This window comes from Serratia sp. CY38905 (assembly GCF_052168875.1).
In the GTDB taxonomy this organism is placed as follows: domain Bacteria; phylum Pseudomonadota; class Gammaproteobacteria; order Enterobacterales; family Enterobacteriaceae; genus Serratia; species Serratia sarumanii.
In genome coordinates this window covers 167,072-183,706 of the sequence record NZ_JBJNLV010000003.1, presented here as the reverse complement: position 1 = coordinate 183,706, position 16,635 = coordinate 167,072, and the positions used below count along the sequence as shown (strand labels likewise).

15 protein-coding genes are annotated in these 16,635 nt (G+C 60.9%); 13 read left to right on the top strand and 2 right to left on the bottom strand.

Annotation, left to right across the window (positions count from 1 at the left end; genetic code table 11):
- Positions 1–13 precede the first annotated feature (13 nt).
- The 8 genes from nuoG to nuoN all read left to right on the top strand — a co-directional run bounded on the left by nuoG (position 14) and on the right by nuoN (position 10,086).
- Entirely contained in the window at positions 14–2,752 is a 2,739-nt protein-coding gene (gene nuoG, locus ACJ8MK_RS10345) for an NADH-quinone oxidoreductase subunit NuoG (protein ID WP_049234003.1), read from the top strand.
- On the top strand, positions 2,749–3,726 hold the full coding sequence (gene nuoH, locus ACJ8MK_RS10340; RefSeq protein WP_004936022.1) for an NADH-quinone oxidoreductase subunit NuoH: 978 nt from the start codon (positions 2,749–2,751) through the stop codon (positions 3,724–3,726). Before nuoG ends, nuoH begins: the two co-directional genes overlap by 4 nt.
- A 14-nt stretch (positions 3,727–3,740) precedes the next feature.
- A complete protein-coding gene (gene nuoI / locus ACJ8MK_RS10335; protein WP_025160170.1) occupies positions 3,741–4,283 on the top strand; it encodes an NADH-quinone oxidoreductase subunit NuoI in 543 nt (180 codons plus the stop codon).
- A gap of 13 nt (positions 4,284–4,296) precedes the next feature.
- Complete coding sequence (nuoJ, locus tag ACJ8MK_RS10330) at positions 4,297–4,854, top strand: NADH-quinone oxidoreductase subunit J (protein WP_019453717.1); 558 nt, start codon at positions 4,297–4,299, stop codon at positions 4,852–4,854.
- Entirely contained in the window at positions 4,851–5,153 is a 303-nt protein-coding gene (gene nuoK / locus ACJ8MK_RS10325; protein ID WP_004936014.1) for an NADH-quinone oxidoreductase subunit NuoK, read from the top strand. The genes nuoJ and nuoK overlap by 4 nt, the downstream gene beginning before the upstream one ends.
- Positions 5,150–6,997: an NADH-quinone oxidoreductase subunit L gene (gene nuoL / locus ACJ8MK_RS10320; RefSeq protein ID WP_015378577.1), complete on the top strand. Its 1,848-nt coding sequence runs from the start codon at positions 5,150–5,152 to the stop codon at positions 6,995–6,997. The genes nuoK and nuoL overlap by 4 nt, the downstream gene beginning before the upstream one ends.
- A 95-nt stretch (positions 6,998–7,092) precedes the next feature.
- Positions 7,093–8,622 (top strand): NADH-quinone oxidoreductase subunit M, encoded by a 1,530-nt coding sequence (gene nuoM / locus ACJ8MK_RS10315; protein ID WP_033648043.1) that lies wholly within the window; start codon positions 7,093–7,095, stop codon positions 8,620–8,622.
- Positions 8,623–8,628: 6 nt separating this feature from the next.
- Entirely contained in the window at positions 8,629–10,086 is a 1,458-nt protein-coding gene (gene nuoN, locus ACJ8MK_RS10310) for an NADH-quinone oxidoreductase subunit NuoN (protein WP_033635324.1), read from the top strand.
- A gap of 59 nt (positions 10,087–10,145) precedes the next feature.
- Here the strand turns inward: nuoN and ACJ8MK_RS10305 are convergent, their stop codons facing one another.
- A complete protein-coding gene (locus ACJ8MK_RS10305) occupies positions 10,146–11,021 on the bottom strand; it encodes a LysR family transcriptional regulator (protein ID WP_342136143.1) in 876 nt (291 codons plus the stop codon).
- 288 nt (positions 11,022–11,309) lie between these two features.
- Between ACJ8MK_RS10305 and ACJ8MK_RS10300 the strand changes: the two genes are divergently transcribed.
- Both ACJ8MK_RS10300 and ACJ8MK_RS10295 read left to right on the top strand, forming a co-directional pair.
- Positions 11,310–12,545, top strand: a complete 1,236-nt coding sequence (locus ACJ8MK_RS10300; RefSeq protein WP_074026728.1) for an MFS transporter — start codon at positions 11,310–11,312, stop codon at positions 12,543–12,545.
- A 130-nt stretch (positions 12,546–12,675) separates the two neighbouring features.
- Entirely contained in the window at positions 12,676–13,185 is a 510-nt protein-coding gene (locus ACJ8MK_RS10295) for a DUF1097 domain-containing protein (protein WP_033648040.1), read from the top strand.
- Here ACJ8MK_RS10295 and ACJ8MK_RS10290 read toward each other — a convergent pair.
- Positions 13,165–14,148, bottom strand: coding sequence for a LacI family DNA-binding transcriptional regulator (locus ACJ8MK_RS10290; RefSeq protein WP_101427174.1), 984 nt, complete (start codon positions 14,146–14,148; stop codon positions 13,165–13,167). The two genes, ACJ8MK_RS10295 and ACJ8MK_RS10290, sit on opposite strands and share 21 nt — an antisense overlap.
- 268 nt (positions 14,149–14,416) lie before the next feature.
- Here ACJ8MK_RS10290 and idnO point away from each other — a divergent pair, with 268 nt between their 5' ends.
- The 3 genes from idnO (at position 14,417) to elaB (ending at position 16,628) form a co-directional block, all read left to right on the top strand.
- Positions 14,417–15,181: a gluconate 5-dehydrogenase gene (gene idnO / locus ACJ8MK_RS10285; RefSeq protein WP_103829981.1), complete on the top strand. Its 765-nt coding sequence runs from the start codon at positions 14,417–14,419 to the stop codon at positions 15,179–15,181.
- 22 nt (positions 15,182–15,203) lie between these two features.
- Complete coding sequence (idnD, locus tag ACJ8MK_RS10280) at positions 15,204–16,235, top strand: L-idonate 5-dehydrogenase (RefSeq protein WP_442517725.1); 1,032 nt, start codon at positions 15,204–15,206, stop codon at positions 16,233–16,235.
- A gap of 81 nt (positions 16,236–16,316) precedes the next feature.
- Positions 16,317–16,628 carry a stress response protein ElaB gene (gene elaB, locus ACJ8MK_RS10275; protein ID WP_025303653.1) on the top strand — a complete coding sequence of 104 codons (312 nt, stop codon included), beginning with the start codon at positions 16,317–16,319 and terminating at the stop codon, positions 16,626–16,628.
- The last annotated feature ends 7 nt before the right edge of the window (positions 16,629–16,635 follow it).

Here is a 16,635-nt window from a genome sequence, read left to right as displayed (position 1 = left end):
AAGCATGCTGACTATGGCTACGATTCATGTAGACGGCAAAGAGTATGAGGTAGACGGAGCGGACAACCTGCTGCAGGCTTGTCTTTCCCTCGGCCTTGATATTCCTTACTTTTGCTGGCATCCGGCGCTGGGAAGCGTCGGCGCTTGCCGCCAATGTGCGGTAAAGCAATACCAAAACGCGGAAGATACGCGCGGCCGTTTGGTGATGTCCTGTATGACCCCGGCATCCGATGGCACCTTCATCTCCATCGATGACGGCGAAGCGAAGCAGTTCCGTGAAAGCGTGGTCGAGTGGTTGATGACCAACCACCCGCACGATTGCCCGGTCTGTGAGGAAGGCGGTAACTGTCACCTGCAGGATATGACGGTAATGACCGGCCACAGCTTCCGCCGCTACCGCTTCACCAAGCGCACCCACAACAACCAGGAGCTGGGGCCGTTTATCTCGCACGAGATGAACCGCTGCATCGCCTGCTACCGCTGCGTGCGTTACTACAAAGACTATGCGGACGGCACCGACTTCGGCGTGTACGGCGCGCACGATAACGTCTACTTCGGTCGCCCGGAAAGCGGCACGCTGGAAAGCGAGTTCTCCGGCAACCTGGTGGAAGTGTGCCCGACCGGCGTATTCACCGACAAAACGCACTCCGAGCGCTACAACCGTAAATGGGACATGCAGTTCGCGCCGAGCATTTGCCAGCAGTGCAGCATCGGCTGTAACACCAGCCCGGGTGAGCGCTATGGCGAGCTGCGCCGTATCGAAAACCGTTACAACGGCAGCGTGAACCACTACTTCCTGTGCGACCGCGGCCGCTTCGGTTACGGCTACGTCAACCAGAAAGATCGTCCGCGTCAACCGCAGCAGCTGCGCGGCGATGACTGGATCACCCTGAACGCCGAGCAGGCGATGCAGGGCGCGGCGGACATCCTGCGTCAGGCGAAGAAAACCATCGGCATCGGCTCCCCGCGCGCCAGTCTGGAAAGCAACTTCGCACTGCGCGAGCTGGTCGGCGCCGAGAACTACTACACCGGTATCGCTCAGGCGGAGCAATCACGCCTGGCGCTGATGCTGAACGTGCTGAAAAACGGCGGTGTCCATACGCCGGCGCTGCGTGAGATCGAAGATTACGACGCGGTGCTGGTGCTGGGCGAAGACCTGACGCAAACCGGCGCGCGCATCGCGCTGTCCGTGCGCCAGGCCGTCAAGGGCAAAGCCCGAGCGATGGCGGCGGCGCAACGCGTGGCCGACTGGCAGATCGCGGCGGTGCAGAACATCGGCCAGCACGCCAAGTACCCGCTGTTCACCACCAACGTCGACAACACCCGCCTGGACGACATCGCCGCCTGGAACTACCGCGCGCCGGTAGACGAGCAGGCGCGCTTCGGCTTCGCCATCGCTCACGCGCTGGACAGCGCGGCGCCGGCGGTGAACGATCTGGCTGAAGGCCTGAACAAGAAAGTCGATATCATCGTGCAGGCGCTGACCGGCGCACGCAAACCGCTGATTATTACCGGCAGCAACGCCGGCAGCGAAGCCATCATCGAAGCGGCGGCCAACATCGCCAAAGCGTTGAAGGGCCGCGGTTCCGATGTCGGCATCACCTTCGTGGCGGGCGCAGCCAACAGTATGGGCCTGGCGATGATCGGCGGCGGTTCGCTCGATCAGGCGCTGGAACAGCTGGCGAGCGGCGCAGCCGATACCGCCATCGTGATGGAAAACGATCTCTATCGTCATGCGCCGGCGGCGCAGGTGGACGCGGCGCTGGCCAAGGTTAATAACCTGATCGTCGCCGACCACCAGCGCACCGCGATCATGGACAAAGCCAACCTGATCCTCTCCTCGGCCAGCTTCGCCGAGAGCGACGGTACGCTGATCAACCAGGAAGGCCGCGCGCAGCGCTTCTTCCAGGTATACGATCCGGCCTACTACGACGACGCCAAGAAGAATCAGTTCACCGTGATGCTGGAAAGCTGGCGCTGGATGCACTCGCTGCACTCCACCTACACCAGCCGCCACGTGGACTGGACCCAGCTCGATGACGTGATCGCCGCTTGCGTCGCCGCGTTGCCGCAGCTGCAGGGCATCGTCGACGCCGCGCCGGACGCGACTTTCCGCATTCGCGGTCAGAAGCTGGCGCGTTCGCCGCACCGCTCCAGCGGCCGTACCGCCATGCGCGCCAACATCAGTGTGCACGAGCCGCGTCAGCCGCAGGATAAAGACACCATGTTCGCCTTCTCGATGGAAGGGAACAACAGCCCGCTGGCCGATCGTCAGCAGATCCCGTTCGCCTGGGCGCCAGGCTGGAACTCACCGCAGGCATGGAACAAGTTCCAGGCCGAAGTGGGCGGCAAACTGCGCCACGGCGATCCGGGCGTGCGCCTGATCGAAGCGGGGGAGGGCAGCCTCGGTTACTTCGACCGCGTGCCTGCCGCGTTCAATCCGAACGACGGCTGGCGTGTCGCGCCGTACTACCACCTGTTCGGCAGCGACGAAATGTCGCAGCGCTCTCACGTGATCCAGCAGCGCATGCCGGAAGCCTACGTGATGGTCAACCCGGCCGACGCGGCGACGCTTGGCGTCAACGCGGGCAGCCTGGTGGAGTTCAGCTGTGCGGGCCAGACCCTGCGTCTGCCGGTGCGTCTGAGTGAAACCCTGACCCAGGGCCAGGTTGGTTTGCCGCTCGGCTTGCCAGGGATCCCGCCGATCTTGGTGGGTGCTAAGGTAGACAATCTGCGGGAGGCGGCACGATGAGCTGGTTTACCCCTGAGGTGATCGACATTCTGATCGCCATTCTTAAAGCGGTCGTGATCCTGTTGGTGGTCGTGGCGTGCGGGGCATTCATGAGCTTCGGCGAACGCCGCCTGCTCGGCCTGTTCCAGAACCGCTACGGACCGAACCGCGTAGGCTGGGGCGGCTCGCTGCAGCTGGTCGCCGACATGATCAAAATGTTCTTCAAGGAAGACTGGGTACCGAGATTCTCCGACCGGGTGATCTTCACCCTGGCGCCGATGATCGCCTTTACTTCCCTGTTGCTGGCATTTGCCATCGTTCCGGTCAGCCCGACCTGGGCGGTGTCCGATCTCAACATCGGTATTCTGTTCTTCCTGATGATGGCCGGCCTGGCGGTGTACGCCGTGCTGTTCGCCGGATGGTCGAGCAACAACAAATACTCGCTGTTGGGCGCGATGCGCGCCTCCGCGCAAACCCTGAGCTACGAAGTGTTCATCGGTCTGTCGCTGATGGGCGTGGTGATGCAGGCGGATTCGTTCAACATGCAGGCCATCGTTGAATCCCAGGCGCACGTCTGGAACGTCATTCCGCAGTTCTTCGGCTTCGTGACCTTCGCGATCGCCGGCGTGGCGGTGTGCCACCGTCACCCGTTTGACCAGCCGGAAGCCGAGCAGGAACTGGCCGACGGTTACCACATCGAATATTCCGGCATGAAGTTCGGTCTGTTCTTCGTGGGGGAATACATCGGTATCGTCACCGTGTCCGCCCTGATTGTGACGTTGTTCTTCGGCGGCTGGCAGGGTCCGTTCCTGCCGCCATTCATCTGGTTCGCGTTGAAAACGGCCTTCTTCATGATGATGTTCATCCTGATCCGTGCCGCGCTGCCGCGTCCGCGTTATGACCAGGTGATGTCCTTCGGCTGGAAAGTGTGCCTGCCGCTGACGCTGCTGAACCTGCTGGCAACCGCCGCGGTCATTTTGTACAACGCTCAATAAGGGGTGAATAAACCATGACATTGAAAGAGTTAGTGGTTGGTTTCGGCACCCAGGTGCGCAGCATTTGGATGATTGGCATGCATGCCTTCGCCAAGCGCGAAACCCAGATGTATCCGGAAGAACCGGTTTACCTGCCGCCGCGCTACCGCGGCCGCATCGTGCTGACGCGCGATCCGGACGGCGAAGAGCGCTGCGTCGCCTGTAACCTGTGTGCGGTTGCCTGCCCGGTCGGCTGTATCTCGCTGCAAAAAGCGGAGCAGAAAGACGGCCGTTGGTATCCGGAGTTCTTCCGCATCAACTTCTCGCGCTGCATTTTCTGTGGCCTGTGCGAAGAGGCTTGCCCGACCACCGCTATCCAGCTGACGCCGGATTTCGAACTGGGTGAGTACAAGCGTCAGGATCTGGTGTACGAAAAAGAAGATCTGTTGATCTCGGGGCCGGGTAAATATCCGGAATATAACTTCTACCGGATGGCCGGTATGGCGATTGACGGCAAAGCCAAAGGCGAAGCCGAAAACGAAGCCAAACCGATCGACGTCAAAGGTCTGTTGCCCTAAGGAGCCAGCAAGCATGGAAATTGCATTTTACCTGGCAGGTTTGATTGCGGTGGCCGCGACGATTCGCGTGATCACCCATACCAACCCTGTGCATGCGCTGCTGTATCTGATCGTCTCGTTATTGGCGATCTCGGCAGTCTTCTTCTCGCTCGGCGCCTACTTTGCCGCCGCGTTGGAAATCATCGTCTATGCGGGCGCCATCATGGTGCTGTTCGTGTTCGTGGTGATGATGCTGAACCTCGGCAACGTGCAGCAGCAAGAGCGCGACTGGATGAAGCCGACGGTGTGGATCGGGCCTGGCCTGCTGTCGCTGGCGCTGCTGGTGGTATTGATCGTCGCGATCCGCAGCGTATCCGACCAGGGTATCAGCGGCGAGATGGTCGACGCGAAGGCGGTGGGCATCAGCCTGTTCGGGCCTTACGTATTGGCGGTTGAGCTGGCTTCAATGCTGCTGTTGGCGGGTCTGGTTGTCGCCTTCCATATCGGCCGCGAGCACAAGCCTGGCGAGGTGCTGAGCAACGCGCCGGCGAGTGGCGAAATGGCGAGAAGAAAATCGGAGGAGCAAGCATGATCCCTCTTCAACACGGCCTGATCCTGGCGGCTATCCTGTTTGTGCTCGGGCTGACCGGGCTGCTGGTGCGCCGCAACCTGCTGTTTATGCTGATCAGCCTGGAAGTGATGATCAACGCTGCGGCGTTGGCGTTTATCGTGGCGGGAAGCTACTGGGGCCAGGCGGACGGGCAGGTGATGTACATCCTGGCGATCAGTCTGGCGGCAGCCGAGGCCAGTATCGGCCTGGCGCTGCTGCTGCAGCTCTACCGTCGTCGTCATACCCTGAATATTGATACTGTCAGTGAGATGCGCGGATGAACCTATTATATTTAACAATTCTGCTACCGCTGATCGGGTTCCTGCTGTTGGCATTTTCCCGCGGTCGTTGGTCTGAGAACACGGCGGCTACCGTCGGCGTGGGCTCTATCGGCCTGGCTGCGCTGGTCACGGTGTATGTGGCGATGGATTTCTTCGCCCAGAAAGCCGCCGGCGTGCAGCTGTTCGAGCAAAGCCTGTGGACCTGGATGGCCGTCGGCAACTTCAATATCGGCGTGACCCTGGTGCTGGACGGCCTGTCGCTGACCATGCTGTCGGTGGTCACCGGCGTCGGCTTCTTCATCCACATGTTCGCCTCCTGGTACATGCGCGGTGAAGAGGGCTATTCGCGCTTCTTCGCTTACACCAACCTGTTTATCGCCAGCATGGTGGTCTTGGTGCTGGCGGACAACCTGCTGCTGATGTATCTGGGTTGGGAAGGCGTGGGCCTGTGCAGCTACCTGTTGATCGGCTTCTACTACAAAGATCCGGCCAACGGCGCGGCGGCGATGAAAGCCTTCATCGTGACCCGCGTGGGCGACGTGTTCCTGGCGTTCGCGCTGTTCATCCTCTACAACGAGCTGGGCACGCTGAACATCCGCGAGCTGATGATCCTGGCGCCGCAGAAACTGGCGGTGGGCGATACGGCCATCACCTGGGCAACCCTGATGCTGCTGGGCGGCGCGGTCGGTAAATCGGCGCAGCTGCCGTTGCAAACCTGGTTGGCGGACGCGATGGCGGGCCCAACCCCGGTTTCCGCACTGATCCACGCGGCGACCATGGTGACCGCGGGCGTCTATCTGATCGCTCGTACGCACGGCCTGTTCCTGATGGCGCCGGAAGTGCTGCACCTGGTGGGCATCGTCGGTGCGGTCACTCTGCTGCTGGCCGGCTTCGCCGCGTTGGTGCAGACCGACATCAAGCGCGTGCTCGCTTACTCCACCATGAGCCAGATCGGTTACATGTTCCTGGCGCTGGGCGTGCAGGCATGGGACGCGGCGATCTTCCACCTGATGACCCACGCGTTCTTCAAGGCGCTGCTGTTCCTGTCGTCCGGTTCGGTGATCCTGGCTTGCCACCACGAGCAAAACATCTTCAAGATGGGCGGCCTGCGCAAGAGCATCCCGCTGGTGTACGTCTGCTTCCTGGTGGGTGGCGCGGCGCTGTCTGCGTTGCCGCTGGTCACGGCCGGCTTCTTCAGTAAGGACGAGATCCTGGCGGGCGCGATGGCCAACGGCCACATCAACCTGATGGTGGCCGGCCTGGTCGGCGCATTCATGACCTCGCTGTACACCTTCCGTATGATTTTCATCGTGTTCCACGGCGAAGAGAAAATCAAAGCGCATGCCGGTAAAGGCATCACTCACCACCTGCCGCTGCTGGTTCTGCTGGTGCTGTCCACCTTCGTTGGTGCGATGATCGTGCCGCCGTTGCAGGGCGTGCTGCCGGAGACGACCGAGCTGGCGCACGGCAGTGTGCTGACGCTGGAAATCACCTCCGGCGTGGTGGCTATCGTCGGCATTCTGCTGGCGGCCGCGCTGTGGCTGGGCAAACGCAGCCTGGTCAACAGCATCGCCAACAGCGCGCCGGGGCGTTTCTTCTCGACCTGGTGGTTCCATGCCTGGGGCTTCGACTGGCTGTATGACAAAGTGTTCGTCAAGCCGTACCTGGGCATTGCGAAGCTGCTGCAGCGCGATCCGCTGAACTCGCTGATGAACCTGCCGGCCGTCTTCTCCCGCTGGGGGAACCGCGGTCTGACGGTGAGCGAGAATGGTCAGGTGCGTTGGTATATAGCGTCTATGGGTGTGGGTGCAGTGGTCGTATTGGCTCTGTTGATTTTGGTTTAATTGAATAATTTAAACAGACGCATTTTTCGGGCGTAGCGCCGGGCAGGCGCTACGTACAAAGTTTGAAATTATTCGTATAAGGGACACAAAACGCCATGCTATTACCTTGGCTAATTCTTATCCCCTTTATCGGCGGTCTGCTGTGCTGGCAGCTTGAGCGCTTCGGTACTAAGGTGCCGCGCTGGATAGCGCTGATCGCAATGGGGCTGACGTTGGCGCTCTCTCTGCAGCTGTGGCTGCAGGGCGGCTATACCTTGACCACGCCGAAAGGCATTCCGCAGTGGCAGAGCGAATTCCTGCTGCCGTGGATCCCGCGCTTCGGCATCTCCATCCACCTGGCGCTGGACGGCCTGTCGCTGCTGATGGTGGTGTTGACCGGTCTGCTGGGCGTGCTGGCGATCCTCTGTTCCTGGCGTGAAATCCAGAAGTATCAGGGCTTCTTCCACCTCAACCTGCTGTGGATCCTGGGCGGCGTTATCGGCGTGTTCCTCGCCATCGACATGTTCCTGTTCTTCTTCTTCTGGGAAATGATGTTGGTGCCGATGTACTTCCTGATCGCGTTGTGGGGCCACAAGGCGTCGGACGGTAAAACCCGCATCACCGCGGCGACCAAGTTCTTCATCTACACCCAGGCCAGCGGTCTGGTGATGCTGATTGCGATCCTGGGCCTGGTGTTCGTGCACTACAACGCCACCGGCGTGTGGACCTTCGATTACGAAGACCTGCTGCAAACGCCGATGTCCCACAACGTGCAATATCTGTTGATGCTGGGCTTCTTCATCGCCTTCGCGGTGAAAATGCCGGTGGTGCCGCTGCACGGCTGGTTGCCGGACGCGCACAGCCAGGCGCCGACCGCAGGTTCCGTCGACCTGGCGGGCATCTTGCTGAAAACCGCGGCCTACGGCCTGCTGCGTTTCAGCCTGCCGCTGTTCCCTGAGGCTTCGCACGAGTTTGCGCCAATCGCCATGTGGCTGGGCGTGATCGGCATCTTCTACGGCGCCTGGATGGCGTTCGCGCAGACCGACATCAAGCGTCTGATCGCCTACACCTCGGTCTCGCACATGGGCTTCGTGCTGATCGCCATCTACACCGGCAGCCAGTTGGCTTATCAGGGCGCGGTGATCCAGATGATCGCGCACGGCCTGTCCGCCGCCGGTATGTTTATCATCTGCGGCCAGCTGTATGAGCGCCTGCATACCCGCGACATGCGTCAGATGGGCGGCCTGTGGGGGCGTATCAAGTTCATCCCTGCGCTGTCGCTGTTCTTCGCCGTGGCTACGCTGGGGATGCCGGGTACCGGTAACTTCGTCGGCGAATTCATGATTCTGTTCGGCAGCTACCAGGTGGTGCCGGTGATCACCGTGATCTCCACCTTCGGTCTGGTGTTCGCTTCGGTTTACTCGCTGATCATGATGCAGCGCGCTTACTACGGTGCGCCTAAATCCGACCAGCCGCTGCAGGGCATGACCGCGCGCGAATTGTTCATCATTCTGCTGCTGGTGGTGTTGCTGGTTCTGCTGGGGGTTTACCCGCAGCCGATTCTGGATACTTCCAACGCGGCGATGAGCAACGTGCAACACTGGTTTGGTTCGTCAGTTTCAGCAATTTCAACAACAAGGCCGTAATTCGCCATGACAATAACTCCTCAACAACTGATCGCACTGCTGCCGCTGTTGATCGTCGGATTGACGGTGGTGGTTGTGATGCTAGGCATTGCGTGGCGACGCGACCACTTTATCAACGCCACCCTGACCGTGATCGGTCTCAACCTGGCGCTGCTTTCGCTGTACTTTGTCGGCCAGGCAGGCCCAATGGACGTCACCCCGCTGCTGCGGGTTGACGGTTACTCGATGTTCTACACCGGGCTGGTGCTGCTGGCGAGTCTGGCGACCTGCACCTTCGCCTATCCGTGGCTGGTCGGCTATCCGGATAACCGCGAAGAGTTCTACCTGCTGGTGCTGATCGCCGCCATGGGCGGCATCCTGCTGGCGAGCGCCAACCATCTGGCTTCGCTGTTCATCGGTATCGAGTTGATCTCGCTGCCGCTGTTCGGCCTGGTGGGCTACGCCTACCGCCAGAAGCGCCCGCTGGAAGCCGCCATCAAGTACATGCTGCTGTCCGCCGCCGCGTCGTCGTTCCTGCTGTTCGGCATGGCGCTGCTGTATGCCGAATCCGGCGATCTGTCGCTGGCCGGCCTCGGCAAGAGCCTGCAGGAAAACATGATGCACCAGCCGCTGATCCTGGCCGGTATGGGCATGATGATCGTCGGTCTGGGCTTCAAGCTGTCGCTGGTGCCGTTCCAACTGTGGACGCCGGACGTGTATCAGGGCGCGCCTGCGCCGGTCTCGACCTTCCTGGCGACCGCCAGCAAGATTGCGATCTTCGCGGTCGTGATGCGTCTGTTCCTGTATGCCCCGGCCGCCGACAACGAAGCGCTGCGCATGGTGCTGTCGATCATCGCGTTCTGCTCTATCTTGTTCGGTAACCTGATGGCCATCAGCCAGACCAACATCAAGCGTCTGCTGGGCTACTCGTCGATCGCTCACCTGGGCTACCTGCTGGTGGCGCTGATTGCGGTGCAAACCCATCAGCTGTCGCTGGAAACCGCCGGCGTTTACCTGGCCGGTTACCTGTTCAGCAGCCTGGGCGCCTTCGGCGTGGTCAGCCTGATGTCCAGCCCGTACCGCGGCCCGGATGCGGATTCGCTGTTCTCTTACCGTGGTCTGTTCTGGCATAAGCCAATCTTGTCCGCGGTGATGACGGTGATGATGCTGTCGCTGGCCGGTATCCCGATGACGCTGGGCTTTATCGGTAAGTTCTTCGTGATCGCGATGGGCGTCAGCGCACACCTGTGGTGGCTGACCGGCGCAGTCGTGGTAGGCAGCGCCATCGGCCTGTACTACTACCTGCGCGTGACCGTCAGCCTGTTCCTCAGCGCGCCGGAATCGCTGCAGCGCGATACCCCGAACAACTGGGCATTGACCGCCGGTGGCGTTGTGGTGCTGATCTCCGCCGCGCTGGTGCTGCTGCTGGGCGTCTATCCGCAGCCGCTGATTTCGCTGGTGCAGATGGCGCAGCCGACGTTCTGATAACGCTTCAAACGATAAAAAGGTCGCTTCGGCGGCCTTTTTTTATGGGGAAACGGCACTCAGCCGTAATGGGCGCTAAACGAGGTTTCCAGCGCCTGCACTACCGCGCGCACGCGGGCGGCGCGTTGCAAATCGGGATGCAACACCAGCCAGATATCCACCCAGTCTTTGTTCTCCGGCAACAGGCGCACCAGCTCCGGGTCTTTGTCCGCCAAAAACGCGGAGAGCAGGCCGATGCCCAGCCCGCTGCGGGTGGCGGAACGCAGCAGCAGCTGCGAATTGCATTGCAGCACCACGTTGGGCTCGTGCAGGGCCTCGCCGCAGAAATTGTTCCAGTGGCGCGGCACCAGCTCGCGCGGGAACATCAGCAGATCGTGGCCGCGCAGCTGCTCGCCCCTGAGCGGCATGCCGCGCCGTGCCAGATAGTGTGGGCTGGCGTACAGACCCATTTCGATGGTGGCTAAGCGTTTGATGATCAGCTCATCGTCATCGGGGCGGGCGCCACGGATCGCCAGATCCGCGCCGTGGTAAGAAATATCGGCGATGTTGACCGCCGTCAACAGCGTGACGGTGATGGCGGGGTAGCGTTCCCGCAGATCTTGCAGCGCCGGCATCACGAAGGCTTCGGCCAGGGTATCGGTGGTGGCGATGCGCACGTTGCCGCTCAGGCTTTCGTCACCGCTGGCGGCTTTGCGGTTGATCGCCTGCACCGCATTTTCCATCTTCATCACGTCCGCCAGCATTTCTTCCCCCAACGGGCTGAGGGCGAAGGATTTCGGCGTGCGGATAAACAGCTTGGAGCCGAGCGCATCCTCGAAAGCGGACAGCCGTCGACCGACGGTCGCCTGATCGACATGCAGCTGGTTGGCGGCTTTGCGTAGCGTGCCGCAACGCGCGACGGCCAAAAAGAAGCGCGCGTCGTCCCAATTTATCATGCCATTTCCTCTCTGCAGATTTGTCGGCGCCGTAGGAAACAGGCCGGGCCGGACGAATGATAACGGGTTATATCATAAAGCGTTGCTCTGCCCTGGGGGAGAGAAAGGCGGCTAGCGGCCTGCACATCGGCGGTTATTTCTCCGGTGATGCAAGAATGCATCAGGGTGATTCATTCTTGACGATACTTCGCCCGTCGCCGTAACGCTATGATAAGCCCCGTTCCCGGCCCGCCGGGTGAGAAAGATGTCGATGGCAGGCCGCCGTCTGCCGACTTTGGGAGTTGAAACATGTCAGAAAATACCGCCAGCCAGATCGCGGCGCCGCAAAATGCTCAGGCGTCGCGCAGGACCATTTTATTGTTCCTGGCGCTGGCTTTGATGTCGGCATTGCTGAACAGCAGTGCGCCGACGCCGCTTTATCCGCTGTATCAGCAGCAGTTTGCGCTGAGTTCCGTCAGCCTGACCGTCGTTTACGGTGCCTACGCCGCCGGCGTACTGATCTCTTTGTTCGGCGTCGGCAATCTGGCCGGCAAAGTGAAGGATTTACGCAGCGTGATCGTGCCGGCATTGCTGGTGGTGTTGAGCGGTGCGCTGCTGTTTGCGCTGGCGGATACCTTTGTCATGATGCTCATGGCGCGACTGCTGGCCGGGGTGGGCACCGGGGCATTGACCGGGGCGGCAAACATCGCCCTGGTGCGTTTTGGGCCACAAGACGGCGGTAAAAACGCCGCGCTGATCGCCACGTTGTCCTTTACCACAGGGTTGGCGCTGGGCCCGATCTTCAGCGGCATCGCTTTGCAGACCGGTTTTCATCCCACGATGCTGCCGTTCATTTTCATCATGATCATTGCCGCCGTGGCGGCGTTGGGCGTGATGTTCTCGTGGCCGCGTGGCGTGGTCGCGGCGCCGACCCGCGCTGCGCCGACGGCGACAGAAAAAAGCACGCTGCTCGATGGCCTGCGTATCACCGGCGGTAAATTCTTTGTCTGTGCCGGGGCGCTGTTTGTCTGTTGGGCCCTGGCCGCCAGCATTTTGGCTATTGGCCCCAGCGTGGCGGAAACGCTGTTAGGCATGCACCAGCGGGGCGTCTTTGGCTATGCGATTGCGGTGTATCTGTTGATCGCCGGTATTAGCCAGATCCTGAGCCGCCGCCTTAACGCCCGTCATTCTCTGTTGTTCGGTTGCCTGGCGCAGGTGCTGGCGGCGGTGGTATTCGCTGCGGCGATCCAATGGCATTCACTGTGGCTGGCGGCTGCGGGCCTGGTGGTGGCCGGCTATGCTTACGGCGCCATTTTCGTCGGCAGCGCGACCCTGGTAAACCTGATTTCGCCGCCGGCCAGCCATGCGCGTTTGCTTTCACTGTTTTACGTTATCGCTTATATCGCCAACTGGGTGCCGATCTTGCTGGGGATCGTGGTCGACCGTGTCGATCTGCAGCAGGCAACCCATCTGCTGTTCCTGAGCAGCACCACGGTATGCCTGTTGTTGGCATGGATGACGGTACGTGTAGGGTTCCCACGTTAATAATTTTGTGATTTAAGTCTCTTTTATTTAATTAATCATTCTTTAATTGCATTTATATTGTGATTTTAATCACATGAAATGACCGGATTTCGGGTAAACTGCGCGCTTTCTTTTTGCCGCGGGTCACTTTATGAACGTTCTTTTCGCCATTGCCGTTACTACCGGGATCCTCTCCGGCGTGTGGGGCTGGGTTGCCGTCAGCCTGGGGCTGATCGGTTGGGCCGGTTTTCTAGGCTGCACGGCGTATTTCGCCTGCCCGCAGGGTGGGCTGAAAGGGCTGTTGATCGGCGCGTTAACCTGCTGCAGCGGCGTCTTCTGGGCAATGGCGATCATCCACGGCAGCGAACTGGCGCCGCAGTGGGAACTGCTGGGGTATCTGCTGACCGGCGTCGTTGCGTTCCTGATGTGCATTCAGGCCAAACAGCAGTGGCTGGGGTTTGTGCCCGGCACCTTTATCGGCGCCTGTGCGACCTTCGCCGGCGGCGGAGATTGGCCGCTGGTGACGCTTTCTCTGTTGGTGGGCTTGCTGTTTGGCTATGCGATGAAAAACAGCGGTCTGTGGTGGGCGGCGCGCAGCGAAAAAGCCCGTGCCGCACAGCCGGTCAGCCCGAATGCCGGCTCAAACGGTGCCGCCGAGTGAGAGGCGGTAGTGCAGATCGTGGCGCTCGGCGCAGGGTTCGCCCGCGATCCGCAGCAGCAGCATTTCAGCGGCGGTTTTCCCCATGTCAAAGCGCGGCGTGATCACGCTGGCGATGCCCGGCGTGGTCGCCTGGCCAATATCCAGGCCGTGAAAACCCGATAGCGCAATCTCCTGCGGCACGCGCACGCCGAGACGCAGGCAGGCCTGCAACACGCCCACCGCCAGATCGTCGTTGGTGCACAGGATACCGTCCAACTGCGGGTAGCGTTCGCGCGCCATCGCCAGCATGTCGGCGCCGATCGAAACCGAAGAGACCCGATGCGGTGTGATCTGGCGCGGCGTTTGCCCCTGAGCCGCCATGGCGCGGCAGTACCCCCGATAGCGTTTATTGTCGCGGGCGTCTGACATGGCGCCAAAGTAAACGATATGCCGTTTGCCGCTGGCGAGCAGCGCTTCGGTCATGTCATACCCCGCCTGTTCATTATCAAACCCCACCGCAATCCGCCCCGGCGGCGCGTCGAGATCCATTACCTGCGCGAGGGGGATTTTGGCTGCGCCGAGGTAGGTCTCTGCGCGCAAGGTATGCGCAGAGTCGGTGAGGATCAGCCCGGCGATCGGGTAGCTCAACAGCTGTGCGATCTGCTCTTCTTCCCGCTGCGGGCTGTAATCGTAGTTCACCACCAGCGTTTGGTAACCCCGCGCTTGGGTAACGGATTCGATGCCGGCCAGCAGGTCGGCGAAGATCTGGTTGTTGAAGGAGGGGATCAGTACGCCGATGCGCGGTCTTCTGCCGGCCTGTGCGGTATCGGCATCTGTGACGTTCAGCTCCCGCATGACCTGCGCAATGCGTTCGGCGGTGTTGGCCGCCACTTTTTCCGGCGTGCGCAGGAAGCGGCTGACGGTCATTTTGGTCACGCCGGCCAATTGCGCAATGTCCTGTAGCGTAACGCGGGGGTGTTTCATTCGGTGGCCTTCACGGGCGGCGCGGCAAGGGCGGATAGCGGTATGTTAACAAATCGATTTGGCGATAACAATGAATGCGCTCCTATTGAAAATAGCTATTTTTCAATTGGATAACTGCGTGTTACCCGCTTGCTGCCTGCGTGAGATCACGTTAAGGGTAACAGGGTTTCGTAACATGATGTTCAGTGATTTCCATCACGTTTTTACCGGTAACAATCGGCTGAGATAGAGGCCTGTCTGATTGGAGGCCTGATGGCCGGGAATCACCATGAACAACCTGTTTTCACTGGATAACAAAATTGTCTTGATCACCGGCGCCTCGCGCGGCATCGGTTTTCTGCTGGCGCGCGGCCTGGCGCAGCAAGGCGCGCATATTCTGGTCAACGCCACCACCGACGAACATGCCCGACACGCCGCCGATCGCCTGCGCGAAGAGGGCTTGCGCGCCGATGCGGCGGCGTTCGACGTCACCGATTCCCAGGCGGTGCATGCCGCCATCGATCGTATCGAAGCGGATATCGGCGCGATAGACGTCTTGATCAACAACGCCGGCATCCAGCGCCGCCACCCGTTCACCGAGTTTCCGGAGCAAGACTGGGACGACATCATCGCCGTCAACCAGAAGGCGGTTTTCATCGTGTCGCAAACCGTGGCGCGTTATATGGTGCCGCGCCGGCGCGGCAAGATAGTCAACATCGGCTCGATGCAAAGCGAGCTGGGGCGGGACACCATCACCCCTTATGCGGCCTCCAAGGGCGCGGTGAAAATGCTGACGCGCGGCATGTGCGTGGAGCTGGCGCGCTACAACATTCAGGTCAACGGCATCGCCCCCGGCTACTTCAAAACCGAGATGACGCAGGCGCTGGCCGACGATCCGGCCTTCACCGCCTGGCTGACCCAACGCACGCCCGCCGCACGCTGGGGCGATCCGCATGAGTTGATCGGCGCGGCGGTGTTCCTGGCCGCCGACGCCTCCGCCTTCGTCAACGGGCAACTGCTGTTTGTCGATGGCGGCATGTCGGCGGCGGTGTAACCTTTTTTCGTGGAGTGTTGAGATGAAAATTCAAACCCAGTCCTGCGTGGTCAATGGCAAACGCGACGTGGCGGTGATTGCGCAAGAAGTGGATTACCGGGGGCAGGGAACGCTGGTGAAAATCAGCCGCGGCGGCATCTGCGGCTCGGATCTGCATTACTTTCAGGAAGGCAGGGTCGGCAATTTTCAGGTGCGCCAGCCGATGGTGCTGGGCCATGAGGTGATCGGCGAGGTGGTCGCCAGCGATTCGCCGCAGCTGCCGGTCGGGCAGAAGGTGACGCTCAATCCCAGCAAACCCTGCGGGCAGTGCAAATACTGTCTGGCGCAGCAAAGCAATCAATGCGTCGAGATGCGTTTTTTCGGCAGCGCGATGTATTTTCCGCACGTCGACGGTGCTTTTACCCAATACAAAGTGGTGGACAGCGCGCAGTGCATTCCTTACGGCGCCGATCGCGACGACAGGGTGATGGTGTTCGCTGAACCGCTGGCGGTGGCGATCCACGCGGCGAAGCAGCCCGGCGACGTGACGGGGAAAAAGATCTTCGTGTCCGGCGTCGGCCCGATCGGCTGCCTGCTGGTGGCGGCGCTGAAAGCGCTGGGCGCCGCCGAAATTGTCTGTGCCGATCTCAGCCCGCGCTGCCTGGCGATCGCCAGGCAAATGGGGGCCGATCGGTGCCTGCATGCCGCGGACGACGATGTTAGCGGTTATCAGCAGGACAAAGGATATTTCGACGTCGCCTTCGAAGTGGCGGGGCATCCGCAGTCGCTGCAGCGCTGCCTGGAGATCACCCGCGCCAAAGGCACCGTGGTGCAGGTGGGGATGGGCGCCAGCTTCCCCGATTTTCCGCTGATGTTGTTGATCGCCAAGGAGTTGAACCTGCTCGGATCCTTCCGCTTCGTGGCGGAGTTTGCGCTGGCGGTGGCGTGGCTGGCCGACGACGTGGTCGATCCGCTGCCGTTGCTGTCGGCGGAATTCGCCAGCGGGCAACTGGCGCAGGCGCTGGAGTTTGCCGGCGATAAGCGCCAGGCCGCCAAGGTGCAATTGGTGTTTTAGGGTAAAAGTCCGATGGCCGCAGGCGGCGATCCTTGTCTATAGTGTAGGAACGCTTAATTTTTCAACCACGGAGATCTCACTATGGCAAGACATACGGATGCTGAGCAAACTACGCTGGATGACGATCTGAGAATGCTGACCGAGACGCTGGAAGAAGTGCTGCAATATACCGGCGATCGCGCGGATCAGGCCTACATCGACATCAAGTCGCACGCCGAGCAGGCGCTGAGTGAGGTTAAGGCGCGCTGGGCGAACACCGGCGAATCCTACTATGCGCGCGCCAAAGAAGCGGTACACCGCACCGACGACTACGTGCGGGATAAACCCTGGCACAGCGTAGGCATCGGCGCCACCGTCGGGCTGGTGCTGGGGCTGCTGCTGGCCAGAAAATAACGACGTC